Consider the following 26021-nt stretch of genomic DNA (forward strand, 5'->3'; position numbering starts at 1 on the left):
TTGCAGGTGAAAATATCGGCATTATGCGCAGCGAGTCGGCGTGCGAATAGCGCCGACACCGCAGAATCGGATACAGGTCGCCTTTATATGCCCTTTGCCCTCGACATGGCCGTCGATCCCAGCACATTGCTGTTGCTCGTGCTGGTCGCCTTCATCGCCGGTTTCATCGATGCCATCGCCGGGGGCGGCGGCCTGCTGACCATCCCTGCACTACTCTCCACGGGAATGCCGCCACACCTGGTACTGGGCACCAACAAGCTCTGCGCCACCTTCGGCTCCGGCGCCGCCGGCTACACCTTCTATCGACGCAAACGGTTCAGCCCGGACAAGTGGCGCAACGCGATCATCGGCACGACCATTGGCGCCATCGGCGGCGCGGTACTGGTGCACTGGATGCCCGCTGAGTGGCTCAACCAGATGCTGCCGGTGGTAGTGTTCGCCTGCGGTCTCTACCTGCTGTTCGGCAAGATGCCCAGCGCACCACTGGATGCCGACGTGCCCATCGCCCGAAAGCGTCAGTGGCCGCAAAGCCTGGCACTGGGTTTCTACGACGGCGTGGCAGGTCCTGGAACCGGCGCGTTCTGGACGGTCAGCACGCTGCTGCTGTACCCGCTGGATCTGGTGCGCGCCAGTGGCGTGGCGCGTTCGATGAACTTCATCAGCAATGCCTGTGCACTGGTGGTGTTCATCGCCATGGGGCAGGTCGCCTGGATACTGGGCCTTTGCATGGGCGGCGCGCTGATGGGCGGAGCCTTCATCGGCGCGCGCACAGCGATCGGCGGTGGCTCGAAGTTCATCCGCCCGGTGTTCATCCTGGTGGTTCTCGGGCTCACCGCACGGTTAGTCTGGCAGCACTGGTTCGCGGGTTCCTAGACGGCGCGCCACGTAGAGATCGATCAGGTAGCGGGCGATGGATCGGGGCGCAGGCAGCGGCGGCAGCTCCTGGATCGAGAACCAGCGTGCGTCCTCGATTTCCTCCTCCTGCCTGACGATCTCACCGCCGGCGTAGCGAGCGTGGAAGCCCAGCATCAGCGAGTGCGGAAACGGCCAGTTCTGGCTGCTCTGGTACTCGATGTCACAGACTTCCACGCCCACCTCCTCGCGCACCTCTCGCGCCACGCACTGCTCCACCGACTCCCCGGCTTCGACGAAGCCGGCCAGGGTGCTGTACACCCCCGTCACGAAACGTGGCGAGCGTGCCAGCAGGATCTCGTCACCACGAGTGACCAGTACGATCATGCTCGGCGATAAACGCGGATACTGGCGCAGATTGCAACGTGGACAGTGCATCGCCCGTTCGCCTGCCATGGCCTCCATGGGCGTGGCACAGCCGCCGCAGAACCGATTGTCACTGGCCCAGGTGCCGATCTGCGCGGCGTAGCCAAGCATGCGGAACAACTCGGCCTGCCCCTCGAGCATCACCTGGCGCAAGCCCTGCCAGTGGCATCCCGGCAGTTCCGCCCTGTGCTCCAGCTCCAGCAGGTAAATAGGCTCGCCGCGGAAATGCCCGAGGCCATGCTCGGCGAGCACCGGCAGGCCCTGGCTCTTCAACCAGTCGCGGGGAAACAGCAGGCCATCGGCATCGGCGAGAAACTGCTGGCGGTGGTGAGCCACCACCAGGCCGCCAGGCTGGCGGCAATCCAGCCGCTCGGGTAACCAATGCGGGCCGCTCATGCAGCCACCGGCTGGCCGAGGGCGCGCACGCTTTCACTGGCCAGATCCAGCACGCCCGGCTGCGCCAGCCCGGTGTCGGCTTCCAGGTAGTATTCCAGGCTGCTCAGCGCATCGGCGAGCACCTCAAGGCGGGCCTCGGCAGGCATCTGCTCGGCATCGAGCATCTGCGTCTGGATGTAGTCGGCGCAGGCGCCCACCAGAATCGCGGCACGCTCCTGACCGAGAAACCACAGGCCGCCCCGCACCGCCTGCAGGCTGAACGGCACATTGGACAGGTGCATGCGCTCGCCTGCGGCCTCGATGTAGGCGGTGATCGCCCGCTTGGCCAGTGCCAGGCCGGCACGCGCTTCGTCCAGCACCACGATGCGCGCCTCGAAAAGCTGATGCTGGGCGAAGCTGCATGCCTCCGGTTCGGGGCAAGGCGTGACCACTCGCTCGCCACGTTCGAGGGTCGCGACCATGCCTTCGACATACAGCACGGCATCGGCCAGGGCGATCAACTCATCCGGCCGGGCCGCAGCACCTTCGCACCAAGCCGCCACCGTCGCCAGGCGATTGGCAAGCGAGTGGCCGGCGGAACTGAGGCCGACCATGGCCAGGGTCTTGCTCAGCTTGCCCAGCAAGGCATGCAGGCTGCCCAGCCCGTCCTCTTGCAAGGTGCCGCGTTCGATCAGGTCGAGTAGATCCTTGACGCTGTTCAACTCCTCCCGAATGGCAGAGCTCAGTGAGCGCATCACCGCCTTGCCAGGGCCGGAGAGCCGCTGGTACTCCTCTTCCAGCAGGTGATCGGTGAACGGCAGTGGGGTGATGCCGAACGATTCGCGCACCTCGCTGGCCAGCGGCCCCTGGCTGGCGGACAGCGCCACCAGATAGAGGAGTTCCTTGAGCAGGCTGCGCGGTGGTTCATAGCCGCCGTTGACGAGCATCTGGCGCATTTCACGGTCGATCCGCGCGAACAGCTGCTTGCGCGATTTGCGTGGCAACAGCTGGCCGTCGTTCTGCGCTTCGAGGGCAGCCGCCCCCAGCCAGCACAAACGCCCACGCGGCTCGTTGGCGAACAGCCCGTCGAGGCGGCTCATCGCCCGCCCCATCAGCTTCATGCTCGCGGCCGGGTTCTGTTCGCGGATGAAGCCAAGCAAGCCGACCTGGTACATCTGTCGCAGGCGACGGCCTTCGTTTTCCTTGGCCGCCGCATCCAGGGCAGGCGGCACCATGCGCGGCCGAGCCTGGTCCAGGCGCACACTGAAGAAGAAGCTCTCCGGCAACGGAGGTTGCTTGCAGGCCTGGCGCAGGTCATTGATGGCCGGCAACAGCAGCTCGGGCATTTCCTGGCGATGCACATCCAGACTTTCGAGATAACGACGCAGCACATAAAGCGCACTGCTCAGCGCCGCCAGCTGGGCGTCGCGTTCCGGGCCGACGCCAGCGGGAATATCGGTGGCCTGATCGAGCACTTCCTGGGCGAGCAGCTCGGCACCGGTGAGTTCTATCAGGTTGAGCGTACCGCGCACCTGTTGCAGGTTGTCCACGGCCTGCTGCAGCAGGCTGCCATTATTGCGCTCGACGATGAACTGCTCGAGGCTCGCTTCGGCCTCCTCGATCGTGGCGAACAGTTCATCGCGAACCAGCCCCAGTGACGATGCTCCAGAAACCATTCGCTATCGTGCCTCCCGCACAGGTGATGAAGCCGCAATCAGTCAGCAAACGCGGGGGTCTGCTTACTCATATGGGCCGCCATGGCCACACGCAGATCGTCTGATTGCAACATGGCGGCATTCCAGGTGGCGACATAGTCGAGCCCGTCATCGACACGATGATCGCGCATGTAGCGAATCATTTGCTTGGTGCCGCGCACGGCAACCGGCGATTTTGCGGCGATCACCCGCGCAATGTCCATCACCCCCGCCAGCAAGGCATCGAAATCGCTGAATACCTGGTTGACCAGGCCGATACTGCGGGCCTCTGCGGCTCCTACGGTACGCCCGGTGAATGCCAGCTCGCGCAGCATGCCGTCGCCGATGATCCGGGGCAAGCGCTGCAGGGTGCCGACGTCAGCGGCCATGCCGATATCGATTTCCTTGATGGCAAACTGGGCGTTCTCGGCGCAGTAACGCATGTCGCAGGCCGATACCAGGTCGATCGCGCCTCCCAGGCAATACCCCTGGATCGCGGCCAGCACCGGCTTGCAGCAGGCGTCGACGGCGTTGAACGAGGCCTGCAGCTCGATGATCCTGCGCCGCAGCGTCTGGGCGTTGCGGCCCACGTCCTTGTCCAGTTGGCTGGCGACCTGCGCCAGCAGGCTCAGGTCGATGCCCGAGGAAAAATGCCGGCCCGCACCGGACAGCACCACGACACGGATCTCGTCGGTCTCGTCGATGCAGCGGAAGATCTCGATGATCTCCGTCCAGAAGGCGGCATTCATCGCATTGATCTTGTCGGGACGGTCGATCTGCACATGGGCGATCCCGTCCAGCTGTTCGACACGAAAGGCCTGATAATCGGGCACGGTACTGTTCCTCCATGGGGCGAAACTGTTGTTATCGTCGGCCATCGCGCCGGGGCGCAATGGCTGCGCCACTATAGCAATCGGCTGGCGAATGTCGATGCGGCCCCGGGCCGTTCGGCCACCGCGAACCGCCTCGCCGCTCGGCGGAGTCCAGCACGTGGACGGCTGCCACGGCGATGCCGTTGATACCTTGCGCAAGATCCTGTGGGAGACCCTAAGCCTCCACGATGCAATCCACGGTGTAGTAGCTGCCCTGCTCGCCCTGGTGGCGCTGCAAGCCATGCACGTCGGCGTCGAAACCGGGAAAACGCTGTTCGAAAGCGCGGGCGAAGCGCAGATAATCGATGATCGAGCGGGTTTCCGTGGTGAATCGCTCCCCCGGCATGATCAGCGGAATACCCGGCGGATAAGGCACCAGCATCACCGCGGCAATACGCCCCTGGACATCGTCGACCAGCACCTCCTCGACCTCGCCACGTACCAACTGGTTATAGGCATCGGCCGGTTTCAGGGCGATCTGTGGCAACACGGTGTACATGCGCTTGAGGGACTTGGCGGTGGCGTTTTCCCGGTAGCAGTCGTGCAAGGCATCGCACAGGTCTCGCAGGCCCATGCCCTGGTAGCGACCAGAACCCTCCCGGGCGATGGATGGCAGGACCACGTTCAGTGGCAGGTTGGCGTCATAGCTGCGCTTGAACTCCAGCAGCTCGGTCAGCAGCGTGCTCCATTTGCCCTTGGTGATGCCCATGGAGAACAGCACCAGGAACGAGTACAGCCCGGTCTTCTCGACCACCAGGCCGCGCTCCCAGAGAAACTTGCTGACCACCGCCGCAGGAATGCCGCGCTCGTCGAGGCGACCGCCTGCGGTCAGTCCCGGCATCACCAGCGTCACCTTGATCGGGTCGAGCAGCACATAATCCTCGGCTACATCGCCGAAACCGTGCCAGTCGGCCTCAGGCTGCAGCAGCCAGTCGGGCGTCGACACGTCGTCGGCACCTTCGGTCCGTGGCGGCTGCCAGATGCTGAACCACCAGTCCTCGCTGCTCAGGCTCTGGCCGAGATTGGCCAGTGCGCGGCGGAAGCTCAGGGCTTCGTCGAAGGTTTCCTGGATCAGCGAGCGCCCGGCCGGCCCTTCCATCATCGCCGAGGCCACGTCCAGCGAGGCGATGATGCCGTACTGCGGCGAGGTGGAGATATGCATCATGAACGCTTCGTTGAAGCGGTCGCGGTCGAGCTGACGTACGCCGCCGTCCTGCACGTGAATCATCGACGCCTGGCTGAAGGCCGCCAGCAGCTTGTGAGTCGAATGGGTGGTGAACACCATCGGGCCACCCGCCTCGCGGGTAGTGCCCATGCCATAGCGGCCGGCATAGAACTCATGGAAGGCCGCGTAGGCGTACCAGGCTTCGTCGAAATGCAGAACCTCCACCGAATCGCCCAGGGTGCGCTTGATCAGCTCGGCGTTGTAGCACAGGCCGTCATAGGTCGAGTTGGTCACCACCGCCAGCTTGACCCGGGGCTCACGACCGCGCGCCAGCGGGCTGGCATCGATCTTGGCCTGGATCGACTCGCGGGAGAACTCGCTCAGCGGAATCGGCCCGATGATGCCCAGCTCGTTACGTTCCGGCGACAGGTAAAGCGGAATGGCGCCGGTCATGATGATCGCGTGGAGAATCGACTTGTGGCAGTTGCGATCGACCAGCACCAGGTCATCGCGGCCGACCATCGAATGCCAGACGATCTTGTTGGCGGTCGAGGTGCCGTTGATCACGAAGTAGGTGTGGTCGGCGCCGAAGTTGCGGGCGGCCCGCTCTTCGGCGGCGGCCAGCGGACCGGTGTGATCGAGCAGCGACCCCAGCTCGGGCACCGATACGGAGAGATCGGAGCGCAACGTGTTCTCACCGAAGAACTGGTGGAAGGCCTGCCCCACCGGGCTCTTGCGATAGGCCACACCACCGCCGTGGCCCGGCGTGTGCCAGGAGTAGTTGGACTGCGCGGTGTGCTGCACCAGCGCCTTGAAGAACGGCGGCAACAGGCCATCCAGGTAATTGCGTGCGGCACGCGCCACCTGGCGGGCCAGAAAAGGCACGGTGTCTTCGAACAGGTAGAGAATGCCGCGCAGCTGGTTGAGGTCGGCCATGGCTTCGGCCGGCGCGTTCTCGATGGTGACCTGCTCGCCCAGCGCGAAGATCGGCAACTGCGGCGCACGCCGACGGGCGATGCGGATCAGCGCGACCATGTCCTGCAGCAGATGGCGATTTTCCCCGGCGCCCTCGGCGGCGACCAGGATGCAGGCCAGGCCATGATGGGTCGAAGCGACGATATGCCCTTCCGCCGAGCTGGCGGTGGAGAGGATGGTGAAGCCGTCCTGCTCCAGCTCCTGGGCGATGGCCCGCACCCGTTCTCCGGCCACGCTATCGGCCTTGATATCACGATGAACGATGAGTACCGGGAACTTGAGGTCTTTGTACATCAGCAGCACCTGAGGTCACACGGGATTGGCCCGCTGTGCCCTCAGGGTAGAGGCTCGCCGGAAAGGACGGAACCCCTCGCGGGCGCGGCTATACGAAAAGGTCGCAATTCGCCGCTCAGCAGGCGGAAGTGCCCTGCTCCATCTGCGCCCATACGGCCGGCGCACCAGCGGATTTCTCGATGGCGGCGAGCCGTGCTGCATGGGCGGCGAGGTCTTCGGCACTGGCAGCGATCACCGCACCCCGTGCACGATCGGCAGGCAGACGGCGAATCGGCGTCGGCTGCTGGCGGCCATTGCCGTCGCCTTCCGAACCATCGCCAGCCAAGGACAGGTTGGTCTGCCCACCGGTCATCGCCAGGTAGACGTCGGCGAGAATCTCCGAGTCGAGCAAGGCGCCGTGCAGTTCGCGGCCTGAGTTGTCGACGCCATAGCGCTTGCACAGCGCATCCAGGCTGTTGCGCTGCCCCGGATGACGCTCGCGGGCCATCTGCAGGCTGTCGAGCACGTCGCAGTACGAAGCCAGATCCGCGCGCTCGTGCTGGCCGATCAGGGCGAACTCGTTGTTGAGGAAGCCCACGTCGAACGGCGCGTTGTGGATGATCAGCTGCGCGCCCTTGATGAATGCGTAGAACTCGTCGGCGACTTCCTTGAAGCGCGGCTTGTCCTTGAGGTCCTCGCTGGTGATACCGTGGACGGCAATGGCGCCTTCGTCGATCTCACGGTCCGGCTGCAGGTAAACGTGGAAATGGCGGCCGGTCAGGCGACGGCCCTCGACCTCGACACAGCCGATTTCGATGACCCGGTGGCCATCGCTCACCGGCATACCGGTGGTCTCAGTATCCAGTACGACTCTACGCACGTTTCATGCTCCTGATGTCTTCAACGCCGCGGTTGGCCAACTGGTCCGCGCGCTCATTGCCGGGGTGGCCGATGTGACCGCGCACCCACTGCCAGGTTACCTTGTGGCGGTTGACCTGCTCGTCCAACTGCTGCCACAGGTCGGCGTTCTTCACCGGTTCTTTGGCGGCGGTTTTCCAGCCACGCTTCTTCCAGTTGGGCATCCATTCCTGAATGCCCTTCATGACGTACTGCGAGTCGGTGACCAGGCGCACGTCACAGGGGCGCTTCAGTTCGGCCAGGCCGCGGATCGCCCCCATCAACTCCATGCGGTTGTTAGTGGTCACGGCCTCACCGCCCCACAACTCCTTCTCCACACCCTGGAACACCAGCAATGCGCCCCAGCCACCGACGCCGGGATTGCCCTTGCAGGCGCCGTCGGTGTAAAGCTCAACTTGTTCGGACATTCAGCGACTTTATCCAAGGTCTGATTCGAGATTGCTACGGGGGCTCAGGACGCTTCGCTGTCGCGACGACTGACCTTGGCCACCGGCATGGGCACCAGCTTGCCCATCGGCTCGCGACGGGACTGGCGCAGTGGACGCAGGCCGACCACCAGCTTGCGCGCTACCAATACGTAAAAACCGCCACCCGGCGACTGCCAGGCGCCGCCCCAACGTTCCAGGGGGGCCAGCCGAGCCTGCCAGGCCGCGGAAGCGAGCGGCGGACGATAACACCCGAAGCGACGTTTCTCCAGCGCGAAGCCGAGCAGGTTGAGCCAGTCGCCCAGGCGCCCCGGCGCGATGCAGCGCGCATCGTGGAGGATGTCATGGGCGAACACATGGCGTGCACCCCAGGCGCTCAGCGGGTTGATTCCGACCACCAGCAGGTGGCCGCCAGGGCGCACGCTGCGCGCGGCCTCGCGCAGCAGACCATGGGGCGACTGGCAGAAGTCCAGGCCGTGCTGCAGCACCACCACGTCGGCGGCATGCTCGACCAGTGGCCAGGACTGTTCCTCGCAGGCGATCTCGACCCCCTCGAACGGAGCACCAAGGCGCACGCTGCGCTGGATCTGCCGGGTTTCGATGGCGGTTTCGGCGCAGGGGCCGTAATGCACCAGGTAACCGCCGAAAAAACGCGCCAGCTCTTCATCGAGCAGGCGCTGCTCCTGCTCCAGCAGCAGCCGCCCCAGCGGGCTGGTGAACCACGCTCGGGCAGCGCCGATCAGCTGCAGCCAATCGGCATCGGCCTGGGCAAAGGGGTTGTCGCTCATGGACGCGTGCTCATGGAAAGTACCTGCATAGCCATCTTCAACAATGACACCTAAGATGCACCTTTGTCCCCTACTTGGCGACCACCTGATGATCAAGATCGAAGCCCTGAGCGCATTCTCGGACAATTACATCTGGCTGTTGCAGGATGAACGGCACAAGCGTGTCGCCGTGGTCGACCCCGGTGACGCGGCGCCCGTGCAGGCCTGGTTGCAGGCGCATCCCGGGTGGACGTTGAGCGACATCCTGGTCACCCACCACCATCCCGACCATGTCGGTGGCGTCGAATCGTTGCGCCGCGACAGCGGTGCCCGCGTCTACGGCCCGGCCAAGGAAAACATCCCGGCCCGCGACCAGGCACTGGCCGATGGCGACCGTATCGACGTGCTTGGCCTGACCCTGCAGGTGATCGAGGTGCCGGGCCATACCCTTGGCCACATTGCCTTCTATCAGGGCGAGCATCACTGGCTGTTCAGTGGCGACACCCTGTTCGCGGCGGGCTGTGGTCGCCTGTTCGAAGGAACGCCCGTGCAAATGCACCAGTCGCTGCAACGCCTGGCCGCCTTGCCGGATAGCACACTGATCTACTGCGGTCACGAATACACCCTGAGCAACCTGCGCTTCGCCCAGGCGGTCGAGCCTGGCAACCAGGCCATCGCCGAACGCCTGCAGCAGGTGGCTGCCTGGCGCGAGCAGGGGCGCATCAGCCTGCCGTCCCGGTTGGATCTCGAACGCGCCACCAACCCCTTTCTGCGTGGCGCTGAAACATCGGTTAAACAAATGATCGCCAGTCGCGAGGGTCGCGCCATCGACACGGAGGGCGAGGTTTTCGCGGTCTTGCGTGCCTGGAAAGATCGCTTCTGAAGTGCCGATCGGGCCGCAAAATCCTGGTCAAAACTTGACCACCCCTGGATCGGTTTCTAGAATCCCCCGACTTTCGATCCAGGACGCCCCCGCCCACCGATGCCCTCGCAAGCGTATAACTCATTGAATGCAAAGGCATTGGCCTTGCGCTACCCAGCGCTTGCCGTGGCCATCTGTGCCGTGCTCAGCGGCTGCCAGAGCCTGGATCAACAACCCGTTGACTCAACCCCGGCGGTCGACCTCAGCAGCAGAACACCGCACCAGCCACTGTGGATCAATGCCGCGGCTCAGGCCGAGCAGCCCAAGGACATCTGGGAGCGGGTACGCGCGGGTTATCAGTTACAGGACAGCATCGGCGTCAACCCGCGTATCGAACAACAGCGCCTGTGGTTCGCCAGCAATCCGTCGTTCGTCGAGAAGTCCGGCGAGCGCAGCAACCTTTACATCCACTACATCGTCGAGCGTCTCCAGGAGCGCAACATGCCGATGGAGCTGGCGCTGCTGCCGATGATCGAAAGCGCCTACAACCCTTTCGCCTATTCTCCGGCCGATGCGGTGGGCCTGTGGCAGTTCATCCCTTCCACGGGGCGTAACTTCAACCTGCGTCAGACCCGCTGGTACGACGGCCGCCGCGATGTCACCGCATCCACCCAGGCCGCCATGAACTACCTGGCCCGCCTGCACGAGATGTTCAATGGCGATTGGCTGCTCGCCCTGGCGGCCTACAATGCCGGTGAAGGTCGAGTCAGCCGGGCCATCGAGCGCAACCAGAAGCTCGGCCTGCCCACCGACTACTGGAACCTGTCGCTGCCCCAGGAAACCCAGAACTACGTCCCCAAGCTGCTCGCCCTTTCCCAGGTGATCATGGCGCCGGACGCCTACGGCGTGAGCCTCAGCCCGATCGCCAACGAACCCTACTTCGAGGAAGTGGAGCTCAAGCAGCGCATGGATCTTTCCCGGGTCGCCGCCCTCGCCCAGGTCGATGAAGACGAGCTTTACCTGCTCAATCCGGCATTCAAGAAACGCATCACCGTCGACGGCCCACAGCATCTGCTGGTACCCACCCAGAAGGCCGAGCTGCTGACCGCCAACCTGTCGACCCTCAAGCCCGAGGACCTGCTGAACGGGCAGCGGTACGTGGTGCGCCCGGGCGACAACCTGCACGGCATCGCCAACCGCTACGAACTGAGCGTTGCCAGCATCAAGGAACTCAACCAGATCGCCGGCAATACACTGCGTGTCGGCCAACAGCTCAATCTGCCAGGCGCTGCGCAACCGGTACCGGACTCGACGCCGCGCCGCATGGCCGATACCGCGATCGCCTCGCGCAGTTATCAGGTTCGCAACGGTGACAACCTGTGGCAGATCGCCAAGGCCCACAACGTCTCGGTGACCGATATCCAGCGCTGGAATGAACTCAATGGCCATGCCCTGCGCGTCGGCCAGAACCTCAGGCTGCAGGGGACCGCCGGCACTCGTGCGGTCGCCAGCCTGGAACGCGATGGTGTGACCTACTACAAGGTGCGCAAGGGTGACTCGCTGCACCTGATCGCCAAGCGGTTCAACGTGCAGATGAAGAACCTGCAGAGCTGGAACCCGCGAACCGGCAAGGCGCTCAAGCCGGGCCAGGTGCTGACCCTGCGCCTGCCTCGCTGAAGCGCATTGCAACACACCCGAGGCACACCGCCGGGGCCGGCCTTTTTCCTGTACAGACAAGCTGTTACTGTACCGAGACCTTTGCCGCCCCGAACCGGATATTGCACTTGAGACGCCCTCTCCTCTCGCTGATTTTCGGCCTGGCCAGCAGCTTCCCGGCCCTGGCAACGCTCAGCGAAAGCCACGGCTATGCGCAGTTCGGTACGCTCAAGTATCCGGCCAGTTTCACCCACTTCGACTGGGTCAATCCCGAGGCGCCCAAAGGCGGCACCCTGCGGATCATGGCTGCCGGCAGCTTCGACACCCTCAATCCCTACACCCTCAAGGGCACCAGTCCGGTCGCCACGGCCAACTTCTTGCAATATGGCGTCACAGAGCTGAACGAGCCGCTGATGGTCGGCACCGGGATGTACGACCCCTCCGGTGACGAACCCGCCTCGAGCTACGGATTGATCGCCGAGTCGGTGGAGTACAGCGAAGATCGCAGTTGGGTGGTGTTCAACCTGCGTCCGCAGGCGCGCTTCCACGATGGCAAGCCGATCACCGCCTACGACGTGGCCTTCTCTTACCGCCTGCTGCTCAAGGAAGGGCACCCGCAGTACCGCACCAACCTGCAGGAAGTGAAGCGGGTCGACATCCTCAATCGCCATCGGGTGCGCTTCGTTCTCAAACGCTCGAACAACCCGCTGCTGATCCTGCGTCTTGGCGAGTTGCCGGTACTGCCGCAGCATTACTGGAAAGGCCGAGACTTCAAGGCGACCTCCTTCGAACCGCCACTGGGCAGCGGCCCCTACCGCATCACTCAGGTCGATCCGGGACGCCACCTGAGCTTCGAACGGGTCGAGGACTGGTGGGGCGCCTCGCTGCCGGTCAACCGCGGCAAGTACAACTTCGATCGCGTCGACGTGGACTTCTACCGCGACAGTCACGTCGCCTTCGAAGCCTTCAAGGCCGGTGAATTCGACCTCTACATCGAGCAGCAGGCGAAGAACTGGGCCAACAACTACCGCTTTCCGGCGGTCACTCGTGGCGATGTGGTGCGTGCGGAAATCCCTCACCAGATCCCCACCCAGACTCAGGCGCTGTTCATGAATACGCGCCGCAGCACCTTCGAAGACGTGCGCGTGCGCGAAGCGCTGGGGCTGATGTTCGATTTCGAGTGGACCAACCGCACCCTGTTCAACAGTGCCTACACCCGCGCCGCCAGCTATTACCCCAACAGCGAGTTCTCGGCCAAGGGCAAACCGGAGGGCGCGGAGTGGCTGCTGCTGTCGCCCTTTCGTACTCAACTGCCGGCGAAGCTGTTCACCGAGCCATTCCAGATGCCGGTCACCGACGGCCGTGGCATCCCCCGGGAAACCTTGCGCCGTGCCCTCGGTCTACTGGCCGACGCCGGCTGGAAACCCTCAGGTCAGCGCTTGCTGAACGACAAGGGCCAGGCGCTGCGCTTCGAGATTCTGCTGGTCAATCCCAACCTCGAACGCATCCTCCAGCCCTTCACCGAAAACCTCGCGAGCATCGGCATACAGGCCAACCTGAGAACGGTGGATCGCGCCCAGTACAAGCAACGTCTGGATCAGTTCGAATTCGACATGATATTGCTGACCCTGCCGCAAACCCTCAGCCCGGGCCTGGAACAGTCGCTGTACTTCCATTCCAGCCAGGCCAGCGTCAAGGGTGGCAAGAATTACGCCGGCATCCACGACCCGGTGGTCGACGCCCTGCTCGAGAAGCTGCTTTCCGCCCGCAGCCGCGACGAACAGGTGGCCGCCACCCGCGCCCTGGATCGCGTGATGCTCTGGCAGTACTACACCATTCCAAACTGGTACATCGACTATCACCGCCTGGCGTACCGCAACCGCTTTGCATTCGTCACCACGCCGCCCTACACGCTGGGGCTGCGCACCTGGTGGCTGAAAACCACGGAGAACGCCCGATGACGCATCCACTGCGCTCATTCCTGATACACGGCAGCGCCTTGCTGCTGCTTGGCCTTGCCAGCCTGTCCCAGGCCGCCCCCCAGCATGCGCTGACGCTGTATGGCGAACCGCCCAAATACCCGGCCAACTTCAAGCATTTCGACTACGTCAATCCCGACGCGCCCAAGGGCGGCATCCTGCGCCTGCCCGGCCTCAATGGCTTCGACAGCTTCAATCCGTTCATACCCAAGGGCAACGCAGCCGATCGCGTGGCCCTGATCTACGACACCCTCACCTACCATTCGCCGGACGAACCCTTCACCGAATACGGCCTGTTGGCGGAAAAGGTCGAAAAGGGCGCGGACGACAGCTATGTGCGCTTCTTCCTCAACCCCAAGGCACGTTTCCATGATGGCCAGCCGGTTACTGCCGAGGATGTGATCTTTACCTTCAACACCCTGCTCGCCCATGGCGACCCCCTGTACCGGCACTACTACGCCGATGTCGCTGAAGTCGTCGCCGAGAACCAACGCACCGTGCGATTCGACTTCAAGCATCCCGGCAACCGTGAACTGCCGCTGATCCTCGGCCAGCTGGCGGTACTGCCCAAGCACTGGTGGGCGAACCGCGATTTCTCCCGCGGCGGCCTGGACATTCCCCTGGGCAGCGGCCCTTACCGCATCGCCGGTTTCTCGCCGAACAGCTCGATCCGCTTCGAACGCGTCAAGGACTGGTGGGCCAAGGACCTGCCGGTGGCCCGTGGACAATATAACTTCGACGAAATTCGCATCGAGTACTTCCGCGACATGGCGGTGGCCCTCGAAGCGTTCAAGGCTGGCCAGTTCGACGTCAACCTCGAGTACTCGGCCAAGGACTGGGCCACCGGCTACAACTCGCCGGCCCTGCGCGCCGGGCGCTTCGTCCAGGAAGCCTTCCCCAACCGCAATCCGGCAGGCATGCAGGGCTTCGTATTCAACACTCGCAAGCCAATGTTCCAGGATGCGCGCGTGCGTGAGGCGATCGCCCTGCTGTTCGATTTCGAATGGGCCAACAAGCAACTGTTCTACGGTGCCTACAAACGTACCGGCAGCTATTTCGAGAACTCGGAAATGGCCGCCACCGGCCTGCCCAGCGAGGCGGAGCTGAAACTGCTGGAGCCGCTGCGCGGGAAGATCCCCGACCAGGTATTCACCGAGACCTTCAAGCCACCGGTCAGCGATGGCAGCGGCATCATCCGTGACCAGGCCCGCCGCGCCTACCAGTTGCTCACCGAGGCCGGCTATCGCATCGAGAACGACAAGATGGTCGATGCCAACGGCAAGCAGCTGGCGTTCGAGTTTCTCAATCACCAAGCCAATCTGGAACGGGTGATCCTGCCGTTCAAGCGCAACCTCGCGGAACTGGGGATAGACCTGCAGATTCGTCGTGTCGACGTGTCCCAATACATCAATCGCCTGCGCTCGCGGGACTTCGAAATGACCTCGTCGATCTGGCCGCAGTCCAGCTCTCCCGGCAACGAGCAGCGCGAGTTCTGGCATTCCAGCAGTGCCGACAACCCGGGTAGCCGCAACCTCATCGGGTTGCGCGATCCGGCCATCGATCAACTGGTGGACGGACTGATCCGCGCCGACTCGCGCGAATCGCTGATCACCCATACCCGTGCCCTCGATCGCGTTTTGCTGTGGGGTAACTACGTGGTACCGAACTATTACGTCGACGCCTACCGCGTGGCTTACTGGAAACGCTTCGGGCATCCGGAGAAATCGCCGCTTTACGACTACGGCCTGATGACCTGGTGGCAGGAGAAACCTGTCGGCGAGGTGATCACCCCAGAAGAAAAGCCCACCACCAAGCAGGAAACACGCTGAATGCTGGCCTATATTCTGCGGCGCCTGCTGCTGATCATTCCGACCCTGTTCGGCATCCTGGTGATCAACTTCGTGATTATCCAGGCAGCGCCCGGCGGCCCGGTGGAGCAGATGATCGCCAAGCTCGAAGGTTTCGATGCCGCCTCCGGCGGTGCCACCGGACGAATCTCCGGCGGCGGTGGCGGTGAAGTCTCCACCGCCGGTTCCAACTACCGTGGGGCTCAGGGCCTCGACCCCGAGCTGATCGCCGAGATCGAGAAGATGTATGGCTTCGACAAGTCGGCGCCCGAGCGCTTCTGGATCATGCTCAAGAACTACGCCCAGCTGGATTTCGGCGAGAGTTTCTTCCGTGACGCCAAGGTCATCGACCTGATCATGGAGAAGATGCCGGTGTCCATATCCCTTGGGCTATGGAGCACGCTGATCATGTACCTGGTGTCCATTCCGCTGGGCATCGCCAAGGCCACCCGGCACGGCAGCGCATTCGACGTCTGGACCAGTTCGGCGATCATCATCGGCTATGCGATTCCAGCCTTCCTGTTCGCCATCCTGCTGATCGTGCTGTTCGCCGGCGGCAGCTATTACGACTGGTTCCCTCTGCGCGGACTGACCTCGAGCAACTTCGACGAGCTGAGCCTCAGCGGCAAGCTGCTGGACTATTTCTGGCACCTGGCGCTGCCAGTGACCGCGCTGGTGATCGGCAATTTCGCCACCCTCACCCTGCTGACCAAGAACAGCTTCCTCGACGAGATCAACAAGCAGTACGTGACCACAGCGCGAGCCAAGGGCCTGAGCAATACCCGCGTGCTCTACGGGCATGTGTTTCGCAACGCCATGCTGTTGATCATCGCCGGGTTTCCGGCGGCCTTCATCGGCATTTTCTTCACCGGTTCCCTGCTGATCGAGGTGATCTTCTCCCTCGACGGCCTCGGCCTGCTGAGCTTCGAGGCAGCGATCAACCGCGACTATCCGGTGGTGTTCGGCACCCTGTTCATCTTCACCTTGCTGGGACTGGTCGTGAAACTGATCGGCGACATCACTTACACCCTGGTCGATCCGCGCATCGACTTCGAAAGCCGGGAGGCCTGACATATGGCACTTTCCCCGCTCAATCAACGCCGCTTCGAACGCTTCAAGGCCCACAGGCGTGGCTGGTGGTCGCTGTGGATCTTCCTTGCCCTGTTCGTCGTGACCCTGGGTGCCGAGTTGATCGCCAACGACAAACCGCTGGTGGTCAGCTACGACGGCGAACTGTACTTCCCGGTCCTCAAACGCTACCCGGAAACCACCTTCGGCGGCGAGTTTCCGCTGCAGGCCAACTACAAGAGCCCGTACATTCAGGACCTGATCGAACAGAAGAATGGCTGGATGGTCTGGCCGCCGATTCCGTACAGCTATTCGAGCATCAATTACGAGCTCAAGATACCCGCCCCCGCACCGCCCTCGGCGGACAACTGGCTGGGTACCGATGACCAGGGGCGCGACGTGCTGGCCCGGGTGATCTACGGCTTCAGGATTTCCGTGCTGTTCGCCCTGACCCTGACCCTGGCGAGTTCGGTGATCGGCGTCGCAGCCGGCGCCGTGCAGGGCTTCTATGGCGGCTGGGTGGACCTTGCCGGGCAACGCATCCTGGAAATCTGGTCAGGCCTGCCGGTGCTCTACCTGCTGATCATCCTGGCCAGTTTCGTACAACCCAACTTCTGGTGGTTGCTGGGCCTGATGCTGCTGTTCTCCTGGATGAGCCTGGTGGACGTGGTGCGCGCCGAATTCCTCCGCGGCCGCAACCTGGAATACGTACGCGCGGCCCGGGCGCTGGGCATGCGCAACGCTTCGATCATGTTCAGGCACATCCTGCCCAATGCCATGGTGTCCACCATGACCTTCCTGCCGTTCATCCTCACAGGCGCCATCGGCACCCTCACCGCCCTGGATTTCCTCGGGTTCGGTTTACCCGCCGGCGCTCCGTCGCTGGGCGAGCTGGTCGCCCAGGGCAAATCCAACCTGCAGGCGCCCTGGCTGGGGATCAGCGCCTTCGCCGTGCTGGCCATCATGCTCAGCCTGCTGGTGTTCATTGGCGAGGCCGCCCGCGATGCCTTCGACCCGAGGAAATAAGATGACCCACCCCGAAAACCTCGTCGAAGTCCGTGACCTGTCCGTTGCATTCGTCAATGGCGACAGCCATCGGCAAGTGGTCAACCACATCAGTTTCGATATTCGTCGTGGCGAAACCCTGGCACTGGTCGGCGAAAGTGGTTCCGGCAAATCGGTCACCGCCCACTCGATCCTGCGTTTGCTTCCCTACCCGCAGGCGCAGCACCCCAGCGGCAGCATTCGCTATGCCGATCAGGATCTGCTCAAACTCAGCGAGAAGAAGCTGCGCGGTATCCGTGGCAACCGCATCGCCATGGTATTCCAGGAGCCGATGACCTCGCTGAATCCACTGCACAGCATCGAGAAGCAGATCAACGAGGTACTCGCTCTGCACAAGGGGCTGAGCGGCAAGGCAGCCACACGACGCACCCTGGAGTTGCTGGAGCTGGTCGGCATACCCGAGCCGCAGAAGCGCCTCAAGGCCCTGCCCCACGAGCTTTCCGGCGGGCAACGGCAACGTGTGATGATCGCCATGGCCCTGGCCAACGAGCCGGAGCTGCTGATCGCCGACGAGCCGACCACCGCCCTCGATGTCACCGTGCAGTTGAAGATTCTCGAACTGCTCAAGGAGCTGCAGGCGCGCCTGGGCATGGCCATGCTGATCATCAGCCACGACCTCAACCTGGTGCGACGTATCGCTAACCGCGTCTGCGTGATGCAGAACGGCGAACTGGTCGAACAGGCTCAATGCGAGGCGCTGTTCACCAGCCCGCGACACCCCTACACCCGCGAACTGCTGGCCGCCGAACCGGATGGCAACCCGGTGGCCACGCAAGCCGCAGAAACCATGCTCGAAGTCGATGACCTGCGCGTCTGGTTTCCGATCAAGAAAGGCCTGCTGCGCCGCACCGTCGATCATGTAAAAGCGGTGGATGGCATCAATTTCAGCCTGCAGCGCGGCCAGACGCTGGGTATCGTCGGTGAAAGCGGCTCCGGAAAATCCACGCTGGGGCTGGCCATTTTGCGCCTGATCGGCAGTCAGGGCGGCATACGCTTCGACAAGCAGGCACTGGATGGTTTGTCGCAAACGCAGGTGCGTCCATTCAGGCGACAGATGCAGGTGGTATTCCAGGATCCCTTCGGCAGCCTCAGCCCGCGCATGACGGTGGCCATGATCGTTGGCGAAGGCCTGCGTATCCATGGCATCGGCAATGCTGGCGAACAGGAGCAGGCGATTATCGACGCGCTTCAGGAAGTCGGTCTGGATCCCGACAGCCGCCACCGCTACCCCCACGAGTTCTCCGGTGGACAGCGGCAACGTATCGCCATCGCTCGCGCCCTGGTGCTCAAACCGGCGCTGATTCTGCTGGATGAACCTACGTCGGCACTGGATCGTACCGTGCAACGTCAGGTCGTCGAACTGCTGCGTTCGCTACAGACCAAGTACAACCTGACCTACCTGTTCATCAGCCATGACCTTGCAGTGGTACGAGCGCTCAGCCATCAGTTGATGGTGGTCAAGCAGGGCCAGGTGGTCGAGCAAGGCGACGCCGAGGCGATCTTCCGGGCGCCACAGCACGCCTACACCCAGCAACTGCTGGAAGCGGCGTTTCTGTCGCCGGCCAGCAGCGCATAAACCTTCGGTAATGCAACGCAAAAGGCCCCGCTGTCCTGCGACGCGGGGCCTTTTCTTTGCACCGAGACAGGTCGGCGGAAACACAAAGGCCCCGAAACCGGGGCCTTTGCTCACTGGCGGACAGCGGCGCTTAGAAGCGCTCGATGTCTGCCTTGCTCTCCAACTGCTTACGGAAGGCTGCAAAGTCCTGCTGGCCACTGCGCGAAGCGAGGAAACGACGGTACATCGCCTTCTCCTCATCACTCAGTGCCTGCTCAGGCTCGCTGACCCCCTTCAGGCGTACCACCACGAAGTCACCATTGCCCAGCGTAACGCCAGTGAACTCGGAAGCGTCGCCGGTCGGCTTGGGCATGCGGAACAGCGCCTGCAGCACGGCCGGGTCGACACCTTCCTGGTTACGGGTAGCGGCTTCCACCACCTGCCAGTCACCGCCCTCTGCCTGCGCCTTGCCGTCACGCAGCTCGGCGACCAACGCCTCGCCAGCAGCCTTGGCGGCCTCACTGGCCCGGGTCTGGGTCAGTTGGCCACGGATGCTGTCGCTCACCTGCTCCAGGGTCAGTTGCTGCGGCTTGCGGTGCTCCTTGACGCGTACCACCACCAGGGTGCTCGGATCGAGCTCGATGGCACCGCTGTTGCTGCCGTCCTCCAGCACTTCCTGACTGAACGCGGCCTGCAGCACCTGGCGATTGCTGGCCAGACCTTTACCGCCTTGACGACCGAAAGGCTCACTGGTCTGCACCTTCAGGCCCAGCTCCTGAGCGGGCTGAAGCAGATCGGAAGACTCGAATGCGGCGTCTTCCAGTTGCTTGGTCGCCTCGACGAAACGCTGTTCGACCCGCTGAGCCTTGAGATCCGCCTCGAGCTTGTCCTTCATGCTGGCGAGCGTCGGAACTTCAGGCGCCTGTACACCCAACAGCTTGATCAGGTGCCAGCCGAACTCACTGCGTACCGGCGCCGATACTTGGTCCTGCTTCAAGGCGTACAAGGCATCCTCGAAGGCGGGATCGTAGACCCCCTTACCGGCGTAGCCGAGATCGCCGCCTTCGTTGGCGGAGCCCGGGTCCTGGGAAAATTCCTTGGCCAGCGCAGCGAAGTCCTCGCCCTGTTGCAAGCGCTTCTGCACCTCGTCGATCTTGGCTTTGGCCTGCTCGTCGCTGACGTCGCCGCCGACCTCGATGAGAATGTGCGCCGCCTGGCGCTGTTCGGCCAGGTTGGCGATTTCCGACTCGTAGGCGGTTTTCAGCTCTTCGTCGCTGACGGTGATTTCCGAGAAGAAGGCATCCTTCTTCAGCTCGACGTACTCCAGCACCACCTGCTCCGGGCTCATGAACTGAGACTGCTGGGCATCGTAGTAGGCCTTGACGTCGTCATCGCTGACCTGCACCGAACCGGTATCCACCTTGAGGGTGCGGGTGGCGAAATCACGGGTCTGCTTCTCGAGGCGGGCGAATGCCGTCACTTCTTCATCGGTGACGAAACCGCTGCCGGACAGACCGGCGCGCAACTGACCGATGAGCATTTCCTGCTCGAGCATCTGACGGAATTGCATACGGGTGTAGCCAAGCTGGCGAATCACCTGATCGAAACGCTCGGCATTGAAGCGGCCATCCACCTGGAATTCAGGTGTCTGCACGATAACCTGGTCGAGTGCAGGCTGAGAAAAAGCGAATTTGGCATCAGCTGCGCCCTGCAACAGCAGGGCGCGCTCGATCAGTCCTTTCAGCGAAGCATCACGCAGCAGTTTCTCGTCCAGCAACGATGGGTCGAATTCCTGGCCCAGCTGCTGCAACAGCTGGCGGCGCTGCATTTCCACAGCTTGGCTGAGTTCATTCTGGCTGATCGCCTTGCCATTCACCTCGGCCGCGTTCTGGCTGTTGCTGGCACCGGTAATAATGGCGTCAACGCCGGTCAACGCCATCAGAACGACGATCAGGCCGATGATGGTCTTGGCAATCCAACCCTGTGAATTGTCCCTGATATTTTGCAGCATGCTTCCCCCAGAACGACCACGTACTAAGAATGGCCGCGCAGCGTGGGTAAAATCCGGATAGAAGAAAGGCGCATCCTGGGATGCGCCTTCTCGTAACGTGCGAAGCGGATCGGAATCATCACTCTACAATCCCCGGCGTCACGAACCTGGTGGTTCTATTGCCGCTCCGCAACCGAGCCGGGGTTAACCGACCCGGCGGGCAAAAGCCCGAAGACGCTTAGTTGACGGCGTCTTTCAGTGCCTTACCCGCTTTGAAACCTGGGATCTTGGCAGCAGCAATGCTGATCGGCTTGCCAGTCTGCGGGTTGCGGCCAGTGCGAGCTGCGCGCTCCTTGACTGCGAAAGTACCGAAGCCAACCAGTACCACGGAGTCACCAGCCTTCAGAGCGCCAGTGACGGATTCAATCACTGCGTCCAGCGCACGGCCAGCAACAGCTTTCGGGATATCAGCAGATGCGGCGATGGCATCGATCAGTTCCGACTTGTTCACTCTAAGTCCCCTTAATTTCGGTTGAGTTTGTTTCTTGATTTTAATGGAAGCGAATCGGGTGCTGGATGGCTCTGCCGACACGATAAGAGCCGCTTTATAACAAGGGCTCTAAAATTGTGTCAAGGAAGCCGACCGGCTAATGCGTGCTGATTCGCTCCTTGGAATCAGACTCGCGCTTTTCATCCTTTGCAACCAACTCCGGAGCCGCGTCTGGCAAGGGCTCCGGGGCGTATTGCAGCGCAATTTGCAGGACCTCGTCAATCCATTTAACCGGTTTAATCTGCAGGTCCTGCTTGATGTTCTCCGGAATTTCCTTGAGATCGCGAACATTTTCCTGGGGAATGATCACGGTTTTGATTCCACCCCGGTGCGCCGCAAGCAGTTTTTCTTTCAGCCCACCGATCGCCAGAACCTGTCCGCGGAGGGTGATTTCCCCGGTCATGGCGACGTCGGCACGCACCGGAATCTGCGTCAGCGCCGACACCAGCGCAGTACACATCCCTACCCCCGCACTGGGCCCATCCTTCGGCGTGGCGCCTTCGGGCATGTGAATGTGGATGTCGCGTTTTTCGTAGAAATCCGGCGCCACACCCAGGCTCTGAGCACGGCTGCGTACCACGGTTTGCGCGGCCGTGATCGATTCGAGCATCACATCGCCGAGCGAGCCGGTCTTGATCAGGCTGCCCTTGCCGGGCACCACTGCCGCCTCGATCGTAAGCAGTTCGCCGCCCACCTGAGTCCATGCCAGACCGGTCACCTGACCGATCTGATCCTGCTGCTCGGCGAGCCCGTAGCGGTGCTTGCGCACGCCCAGGAAGTCCTCGAGCGAGTCGGCCGTGACCAGCACATGGAAGCGTTTTTCCTTGGCGTGTTTCTTCACGGCGCGCCTGCACACCTTGGCGATCTGCCGCTCCAGGCTTCGCACGCCTGCTTCGCGCGTGTAGTAGCGAATGATGTCGCGGATCGCCTCATCCTCGAACTCCAACTCGCTTTTCTTCAGGCCGTTGGCCTGAATCTGCTTGGGCGCGAGGTACTTGACCGCGATATTGACCTTCTCGTCCTCGGTGTAGCCTGGCAGACGAATCACCTCCATGCGATCCAGCAAGGCGGCCGGAATGTTCATGGAGTTGGCGGTACACAGGAACATCACGTCGGAAAGGTCGTAATCGACTTCCAGGTAATGATCGTTGAAGTTGTGGTTCTGCTCGGGATCGAGCACTTCGAGCAGTGCCGAGGCGGGATCGCCACGCATGTCCTGCCCCATTTTGTCGATTTCGTCGAGCAGGAACAGCGGATTGCGCACGCCGACCTTGGTCATCTTCTGAATCAGTCGGCCGGGCATCGAACCGATGTAGGTCCGTCGATGCCCGCGAATTTCGGCTTCGTCACGCACCCCCCCCAAGGCCATGCGCACGAACTTGCGGTTGGTGGCGCTGGCGATGGACTCGGCCAGAGAGGTCTTGCCCACGCCAGGCGGGCCTACGAGGCAGAGAACCGGGCCCTTGAGCTTCTTCACGCGCTTCTGCACCGCAAGGTACTCGAGAATGCGCTCTTTGACCTCTTCGAGGCCGTAGTGGTCAGCATCGAGAATGTTTTCGGCACGGGTCAGGTCCAGGCGCACCTTGCTCTGCGCCTTCCACGGCACGTTCACCAGCCAGTCGATGTAGGAACGCACCACCGTGGCCTCGGCCGACATCGGCGACATCTGCTTGAGCTTGTTCAACTCGGCCTGGGCCTTGCCGTAGGCTTCCTTGGTCAAGCCGGCGTTATCGATACGGCGCTTGAGTTCGTCGAGCTCGTTGTGCCCTTCCTCGTTGTCGCCCAGCTCCTTCTGGATAGCCTTCATCTGCTCATTCAGGTAGTACTCGCGCTGGCTGCGTTCCATCTGCTTCTTCACGCGACCACGGATGCGTTTCTCGACCTGCAGCAGGTCGATTTCGGCATCCAGCAGGGCCAGTACGTGTTCGACGCGGGTCGGCAGATCGATGATCTCAAGGATTTCCTGCTTCTGTTCGATCTTCAGCACCATGTGGGCTGCCATGGTATCGACCAGGCGGCTCGGCTCGTCGATGCTGTTGAGCGACGACAGCACTTCGGCAGGCACTTTCTTGCCCAGCTGTACATATTGTTCGAACTGGCTGAGCAAGCTGCGGGTGAACACCTCGGCCTCACGCTCCGGCGCGTCGATTTCGTCGAGCAGTTGGATCTCTGCACGGCTGTGGCCGTCGGCCTCGATGAACTGTTCGATTTCACCACGCTGCTCGCCCTCGACCAGCACCTTGACGGTGCCATCGGGCAGCTTGAGCAACTGCAGCACGGTCGCGACGGTACCGACCCGGTAGAGCCCTTCTTCACTCGGTTCATCGTCAGCGGGATTTTTCTGGGCCAGCAGCAGGATCTGCTTTTCCCCGTTCATCGCCGCTTCGAGTGCTTCGATGGATTTCTCGCGCCCCACGAAAAGCGGGATGACCATGTGCGGATAGACCACGACATCGCGTAAAGGCAGGAGAGGCAATTCGATGGTTGTCTTCATGATTTTGGCTCTACAGCGGCCTTGCGGCCGTAAACGGTGGGATTACCCTTGGCCCTAAGATGGGGGTAGCCCCGGGAAAAAACAAGCACTGCTGTCGGCAAAAGCAAAGGGGCCCGCAGGCCCCTTGCTTTCAACATATGACAAACGCTTCAAGCGTCTGGCGCCGCCTTGGCTGGCGGCTCGCTGTTTTCGTAGATCAGCAGCGGTTTGGAACTGCCATCGATGACACTCTCATCGATGACCACCTTGCTGACGTCCGATTGCGATGGAATGTCATACATGGTGTCGAGCAGCACGCCTTCGAGGATCGAACGCAGGCCGCGGGCGCCGGTCTTGCGCTCCAGCGCCTTGAGGGCCACCGCCTTGAGTGCATCGGGACGGAATTCAAGATCCACCCCTTCCATCTCGAACAGCTTGCCGTACTGCTTGGTCAGTGCATTCTTGGGCTCGGTGAGGATCTGCACCAGGGCAGCCTCGTCGAGCTCTTCCAGCGTCGCGATGACCGGCAAACGGCCAACGAACTCGGGAATCAGACCGAACTTGACCAGGTCGTCCGGCTCGATCTCACGCAGCGACTCACCGATCTTCTTCTCTACGTCCTTGGTACGCACTTCGGCGCTGAAGCCGATGCCGCCCTTGGTGGAGCGCCCCTGGATCACCTTCTCGATGCCGGCGAAAGCGCCACCGCAGATGAACAGGATGTTGCGTGTGTCGACCTGCAGGAACTCCTGTTGAGGATGCTTGCGGCCACCCTGGGGCGGAACGGAGGCAACCGTGCCTTCGATCAGTTTGAGCAGCGCCTGCTGCACCCCCTCCCCCGACACGTCACGAGTGATGGACGGGTTGTCGGACTTGCGGGAAATCTTGTCGATTTCATCGATGTAGACGATACCCATCTGGGCCTTCTCGACATCGTAATCGCACTTCTGCAGCAGCTTCTGAATGATGTTCTCGACATCCTCACCCACATAGCCAGCCTCGGTAAGGGTGGTCGCATCGGCAATGGTGAAGGGAACGTTCAACAAGCGCGCCAGCGTCTCCGCCAGCAGCGTCTTGCCCGAACCGGTAGGGCCGAGGAGCAGGATATTGCTCTTGCCGAGCTCGACGTCATCCTTCTTCTCGCGCTGGTTGAGGCGCTTGTAATGGTTGTAGACCGCGACCGCCAGGATCTTCTTGGCACGCTCCTGACCGATCACGTACTGATCGAGGATCGCGCTGATCTCCTTGGGAGCCGGCAGCTTGTGCGCGCTGCTCTCGGCCTGTGCCTCTTGCACCTCCTCACGGATGATGTCGTTGCACAGGTCGACGCACTCGTCGCAGATAAAAACCGAGGGGCCAGCAATCAATTTGCGTACTTCATGCTGGCTTTTGCCGCAGAAGGAGCAATAAAGCAGCTTGCCGTTGTCCTCGCCGTTGCGGGTGTCAGTCATTCGATCAATCCAATACCGTAGGCTTAAAACACAAGATGGAGCCAAACCGGGGCATTTTCAAGCCCGACGTGCAGCTGAACCGGCTATCGCCGGCCAGCATGCCTCGCTCTTCAGCCGATTTGCTCACGACGGCTGTGTACCTTGTCGATCAGCCCGTAGTTGACCGCCTCTTCACCGCTCATGAAGCGGTCACGGTCGGTATCACGGGCGATCACTTCGATAGGCTGGCCGGTGTGATTGGCCAGAACCTGGTTCAGGCGCTCACGAATGAAGAGGATTTCCTTGGCGTGGATCTCGATATCCGAGGCCTGGCCCTGGAAACCGCCCAGCGGCTGGTGAATCATCATACGCGAATGCGGCAGGCAGTAACGCTTGCCCGCGGCGCCGCCAGCCAGCAACAGGGCACCCATGCTGCAGGCTTGGCCGATGCAAGTGGTCGACACGTCAGGCTTGATGAACTGCATGGTGTCGTAGATCGACATACCGGCAGTCACCGAACCGCCCGGCGAGTTGATGTACAGGTGAATGTCCTTGTCCGGGTTTTCGGCCTCGAGGAACAGCAGCTGCGCGGCAACCAGGTTGGCCATGTAGTCTTCGACCGGCCCGATCAGGAAGATCACCCGCTCCTTGAGCAGGCGCGAATAGATGTCGTAGGCGCGCTCGCCACGAGCGGATTGCTCGACGACCATGGGAACCAGACCACCCGCGGCCTGGATATCGGACATTTGCTGCATGAAAGGATTGTGCGACATTTCCAGCACTTGCTCCCTAATAAAAGTGATG

Annotated in this window: 20 protein-coding genes; 8 read left to right on the forward strand and 12 right to left on the reverse strand. The window is 62.3% G+C overall.

Annotated features, from left to right (window positions below; translation table 11 throughout):
• Positions 1 to 87 precede the first annotated feature (87 nt).
• Complete coding sequence (locus BLR94_RS17080) at positions 88 to 873, forward strand: TSUP family transporter (protein ID WP_084307298.1); 786 nt, start codon at positions 88 to 90, stop codon at positions 871 to 873.
• Here the strand turns inward: BLR94_RS17080 and nudC are convergent.
• From nudC to BLR94_RS17115, 7 genes are all read right to left on the reverse strand, one after another.
• On the reverse strand, positions 841 to 1674 hold the full coding sequence (nudC, locus tag BLR94_RS17085; RefSeq protein WP_084307297.1) for an NAD(+) diphosphatase: 834 nt from the start codon (positions 1672 to 1674) through the stop codon (positions 841 to 843). The genes BLR94_RS17080 and nudC overlap by 33 nt on opposite strands.
• Positions 1671 to 3329: a FimL-related protein gene (locus tag BLR94_RS17090; protein WP_084307296.1), complete on the reverse strand. Its 1659-nt coding sequence runs from the start codon at positions 3327 to 3329 to the stop codon at positions 1671 to 1673. Before BLR94_RS17090 ends, nudC begins: the two co-directional genes overlap by 4 nt.
• Before the next feature lie 38 nt (positions 3330 to 3367).
• Positions 3368 to 4180: a crotonase/enoyl-CoA hydratase family protein gene (locus BLR94_RS17095; RefSeq protein ID WP_084307295.1), complete on the reverse strand. Its 813-nt coding sequence runs from the start codon at positions 4178 to 4180 to the stop codon at positions 3368 to 3370.
• Between the two features lie 214 nt (positions 4181 to 4394).
• Positions 4395 to 6653 (reverse strand): Orn/Lys/Arg family decarboxylase, encoded by a 2259-nt coding sequence (locus BLR94_RS17100; protein WP_084307294.1) that lies wholly within the window; start codon positions 6651 to 6653, stop codon positions 4395 to 4397.
• Between the two features lie 115 nt (positions 6654 to 6768).
• Positions 6769 to 7512 carry a DNA polymerase III subunit epsilon gene (gene dnaQ / locus BLR94_RS17105; protein ID WP_084307293.1) on the reverse strand — a complete coding sequence of 248 codons (744 nt, stop codon included), beginning with the start codon at positions 7510 to 7512 and terminating at the stop codon, positions 6769 to 6771.
• Positions 7505 to 7957 carry a ribonuclease HI gene (gene rnhA, locus BLR94_RS17110; protein WP_084307292.1) on the reverse strand — a complete coding sequence of 151 codons (453 nt, stop codon included), beginning with the start codon at positions 7955 to 7957 and terminating at the stop codon, positions 7505 to 7507. Before rnhA ends, dnaQ begins: the two co-directional genes overlap by 8 nt.
• Positions 7958 to 8001: 44 nt before the next feature.
• A complete protein-coding gene (locus BLR94_RS17115; protein ID WP_084307291.1) occupies positions 8002 to 8763 on the reverse strand; it encodes a methyltransferase domain-containing protein in 762 nt (253 codons plus the stop codon).
• 88 nt (positions 8764 to 8851) lie between these two features.
• Between BLR94_RS17115 and gloB the strand changes: the two genes are divergently transcribed.
• The 7 genes from gloB to BLR94_RS17150 all read left to right on the forward strand — a co-directional run bounded on the left by gloB (position 8852) and on the right by BLR94_RS17150 (position 18795).
• Positions 8852 to 9625 carry a hydroxyacylglutathione hydrolase gene (gloB, locus tag BLR94_RS17120; RefSeq protein WP_084307290.1) on the forward strand — a complete coding sequence of 258 codons (774 nt, stop codon included), beginning with the start codon at positions 8852 to 8854 and terminating at the stop codon, positions 9623 to 9625.
• Positions 9626 to 9724: 99 nt separating this feature from the next.
• The gene (locus BLR94_RS17125) at positions 9725 to 11281 is read left to right on the forward strand and encodes a lytic transglycosylase domain-containing protein (protein WP_084307289.1); all 1557 of its coding nucleotides are present in this window, start codon (positions 9725 to 9727) and stop codon (positions 11279 to 11281) included.
• Positions 11282 to 11388: 107 nt separating this feature from the next.
• A complete protein-coding gene (locus tag BLR94_RS17130; RefSeq protein WP_084307288.1) occupies positions 11389 to 13221 on the forward strand; it encodes an extracellular solute-binding protein in 1833 nt (610 codons plus the stop codon).
• Positions 13218 to 15068, forward strand: a complete 1851-nt coding sequence (locus BLR94_RS17135) for an extracellular solute-binding protein (RefSeq protein WP_084307287.1) — start codon at positions 13218 to 13220, stop codon at positions 15066 to 15068. Before BLR94_RS17130 ends, BLR94_RS17135 begins: the two co-directional genes overlap by 4 nt.
• Positions 15069 to 16157 (forward strand): microcin C ABC transporter permease YejB, encoded by a 1089-nt coding sequence (locus BLR94_RS17140; protein ID WP_084307286.1) that lies wholly within the window; start codon positions 15069 to 15071, stop codon positions 16155 to 16157.
• Positions 16158 to 16160: 3 nt separating this feature from the next.
• Positions 16161 to 17180 (forward strand): ABC transporter permease, encoded by a 1020-nt coding sequence (locus BLR94_RS17145; RefSeq protein ID WP_084307285.1) that lies wholly within the window; start codon positions 16161 to 16163, stop codon positions 17178 to 17180.
• Between the two features lies 1 nt (position 17181).
• Complete coding sequence (locus BLR94_RS17150; RefSeq protein ID WP_084307284.1) at positions 17182 to 18795, forward strand: ABC transporter ATP-binding protein; 1614 nt, start codon at positions 17182 to 17184, stop codon at positions 18793 to 18795.
• Positions 18796 to 18925: 130 nt separating this feature from the next.
• On the opposite strand, the gene BLR94_RS17155 is transcribed toward BLR94_RS17150, so the two are convergent.
• From BLR94_RS17155 to clpP, 5 genes are all read right to left on the reverse strand, one after another.
• Complete coding sequence (locus BLR94_RS17155) at positions 18926 to 20785, reverse strand: SurA N-terminal domain-containing protein (RefSeq protein WP_084307283.1); 1860 nt, start codon at positions 20783 to 20785, stop codon at positions 18926 to 18928.
• A 217-nt stretch (positions 20786 to 21002) separates the two neighbouring features.
• Positions 21003 to 21275, reverse strand: coding sequence for a nucleoid-associated protein HU-beta (hupB, locus tag BLR94_RS17160; protein ID WP_003239952.1), 273 nt, complete (start codon positions 21273 to 21275; stop codon positions 21003 to 21005).
• Between the two features lie 136 nt (positions 21276 to 21411).
• Positions 21412 to 23808 carry an endopeptidase La gene (lon, locus tag BLR94_RS17165; protein ID WP_084307282.1) on the reverse strand — a complete coding sequence of 799 codons (2397 nt, stop codon included), beginning with the start codon at positions 23806 to 23808 and terminating at the stop codon, positions 21412 to 21414.
• A gap of 149 nt (positions 23809 to 23957) precedes the next feature.
• Positions 23958 to 25238 carry an ATP-dependent Clp protease ATP-binding subunit ClpX gene (clpX, locus tag BLR94_RS17170; RefSeq protein WP_084307281.1) on the reverse strand — a complete coding sequence of 427 codons (1281 nt, stop codon included), beginning with the start codon at positions 25236 to 25238 and terminating at the stop codon, positions 23958 to 23960.
• 110 nt (positions 25239 to 25348) lie between these two features.
• Complete coding sequence (gene clpP / locus BLR94_RS17175) at positions 25349 to 25990, reverse strand: ATP-dependent Clp endopeptidase proteolytic subunit ClpP (RefSeq protein WP_070887516.1); 642 nt, start codon at positions 25988 to 25990, stop codon at positions 25349 to 25351.
• Positions 25991 to 26021: the final 31 nt, after the last annotated feature.

The sequence above is a fragment of the Phytopseudomonas flavescens genome (assembly GCF_900100535.1).
GTDB classification, from domain to species: Bacteria; Pseudomonadota; Gammaproteobacteria; order Pseudomonadales; family Pseudomonadaceae; genus Aquipseudomonas; species Aquipseudomonas flavescens.

Coding starts and splice junctions, on each gene's coding strand:
- BLR94_RS17080 (WP_084307298.1), top strand. CDS start 88: ATGCCCTTTGCCCTCGACATGGCCGTCGATCCCAGCACATTGCTGTTG.
- nudC (WP_084307297.1), bottom strand. CDS start 1,674: ATGAGCGGCCCGCATTGGTTACCCGAGCGGCTGGATTGCCGCCAGCCT.
- BLR94_RS17090 (WP_084307296.1), bottom strand. CDS start 3,329: ATGGTTTCTGGAGCATCGTCACTGGGGCTGGTTCGCGATGAACTGTTC.
- BLR94_RS17100 (WP_084307294.1), bottom strand. CDS start 6,653: ATGTACAAAGACCTCAAGTTCCCGGTACTCATCGTTCATCGTGATATC.
- rnhA (WP_084307292.1), bottom strand. CDS start 7,957: ATGTCCGAACAAGTTGAGCTTTACACCGACGGCGCCTGCAAGGGCAAT.
- BLR94_RS17115 (WP_084307291.1), bottom strand. CDS start 8,763: ATGAGCGACAACCCCTTTGCCCAGGCCGATGCCGATTGGCTGCAGCTG.
- gloB (WP_084307290.1), top strand. CDS start 8,852: ATGATCAAGATCGAAGCCCTGAGCGCATTCTCGGACAATTACATCTGG.
- BLR94_RS17125 (WP_084307289.1), top strand. CDS start 9,725: ATGCCCTCGCAAGCGTATAACTCATTGAATGCAAAGGCATTGGCCTTG.
- BLR94_RS17135 (WP_084307287.1), top strand. CDS start 13,218: ATGACGCATCCACTGCGCTCATTCCTGATACACGGCAGCGCCTTGCTG.
- BLR94_RS17140 (WP_084307286.1), top strand. CDS start 15,069: ATGCTGGCCTATATTCTGCGGCGCCTGCTGCTGATCATTCCGACCCTG.
- BLR94_RS17145 (WP_084307285.1), top strand. CDS start 16,161: ATGGCACTTTCCCCGCTCAATCAACGCCGCTTCGAACGCTTCAAGGCC.
- BLR94_RS17150 (WP_084307284.1), top strand. CDS start 17,182: ATGACCCACCCCGAAAACCTCGTCGAAGTCCGTGACCTGTCCGTTGCA.
- BLR94_RS17155 (WP_084307283.1), bottom strand. CDS start 20,785: ATGCTGCAAAATATCAGGGACAATTCACAGGGTTGGATTGCCAAGACC.
- lon (WP_084307282.1), bottom strand. CDS start 23,808: ATGAAGACAACCATCGAATTGCCTCTCCTGCCTTTACGCGATGTCGTG.
- clpX (WP_084307281.1), bottom strand. CDS start 25,238: ATGACTGACACCCGCAACGGCGAGGACAACGGCAAGCTGCTTTATTGC.
- clpP (WP_070887516.1), bottom strand. CDS start 25,990: ATGTCGCACAATCCTTTCATGCAGCAAATGTCCGATATCCAGGCCGCG.